We start from the raw sequence: 1,451 nt of genomic DNA, 5'->3' as shown, positions 1-1,451 counted from the left end.
GTCGGGCGCTGTGTTGGCGGAAGGCCGAGCGCCCGTGGCACCCGTCACCCCGAGGAGAAGCACGGCAGCGAACATCAAGGCAAGTTTTTTGGGAATCAAAAGAGGCTCCTGGTGCTGGCCTCGGGTTCAGAGACGGGCGCAGCAGGGTGTCATGAAGGCACGGAATTGGGTGCACCATGCCCGGGCCCAGTTCCCGGTCATGGCGAGGTCGCCCCGCAAAGCGAATGACGTCCAGGTGCAACTTTAGGGAAATCCCGGCGGAAGCGACAATTTGCAATCCGCGTAGTAGTCGAGTAAGAACCCGCTCTTACCCGGGCAAAAACAAGTAGTAATAGAGTGTCGCGGGCGTCACGCTAGGCAATAACTAAGTAGCCCCACCCAACTGACTCGCAGTTAATGTCGTTTTGAGCGCTCAAGACATCTAATGCGAGCTAGTTGGGCCGGGGCCGCCGAAAAGGGAGGCGCTACACGTACCCGTCCACGATCGCGGCCGCGATCTCTTTGTACGCACGCCGGGTGTCGGGGCGGAGGACGTCAAGGGTGACCAGGTCGCCGTCGGCCACTCCCCTGTCGTGCGGCACGGCAATCAACTGTCGGCAGATCCCGGCGAGGTGTTCCTCGATGGCATCCTTGTCCACGCGGGACGACACCTCGTCCTTGTCCGTGATCACCACGATCGCGTTGCGCGCGAGGTCCTCGTAGCCGTGGCTCGCAAGCCACTGAAGGGTGCTGCGGGCACGCTTGGCACCGCTCACGGCGTAGCCGGCGGCGATGATGAGGTTGTCGGCTGATTGCAGGATGCCGCTCATGGCATTGTGCGTGACGCCGGTACCGCAATCGGTCAGCGCGATGGAGTAGTAGCCCGAGATCAGCTGGCGGATCCGCAAGTATTCCTCGGCGGTCAGCGAATCCGAAACTTCCGGGTCCTGTTCACCGGCGATCAGGTGCAGTCGGCCGGCATGGTGCATGTACCGGGCCAGCGCCGTGAGCGAATCGACGTTGTCCACGTTCTTGAGCAGGTCCGTGATGGTGCGCGGCGTGGCCTTTTGGTAGATGCCCTCGCCCAGCGCACGCTCCACGAGGTCGCCGGAATCGGGGTTCGCGTCGATGGCGCAGGGCGGGTCGCCGCGGAATTCCGCCAGGGTGAGGCCCACGCCGACCGTCGTCGAGGTCTTGCCGATCCCGCCCTTGAGGCTCAGCACGGCGGTGTTGTAGCTGCCTTGAAGCTGCCGGGAAATCCGCCTCGCCAGCTCGTCCTCTTCACGCTGCTTGGCGCTGGGACCGAGGTTCCACGCGCCACCGGTCAGCCTGTAGAGCATGCCGCGGAAGCCACCGATGGGACGCGGTTTCTGTTCCCTCACGAAGGAACCCGGGGACGAGATGAAGTCTGAAATCGGAGCATTGGCGGCTGCGGCCCGTCCGGCTCGAGCGGATGCCGGGGACAGCGCCCG

General features: G+C 64.0%; 1 protein-coding gene. It reads right to left on the bottom strand.

Features of this window, described 5'->3' with window-relative positions; all coding sequences use genetic code 11:
* Positions 1-464: 464 nt before the first annotated feature.
* Positions 465-1,451, bottom strand: a 987-nt coding sequence (locus AHiyo1_RS00220) for a MinD/ParA family ATP-binding protein (protein ID WP_059387222.1), incomplete at its 5' end; no start/stop codon positions are given.

The sequence above is a fragment of the Arthrobacter sp. Hiyo1 genome (assembly GCF_001263615.2).
Taxonomy (GTDB): Bacteria; Actinomycetota; Actinomycetes; order Actinomycetales; family Micrococcaceae; genus Arthrobacter.
Note: the sequence above shows the minus strand (reverse complement) of the source record. Positions and strands in the feature narration are given on the sequence as shown.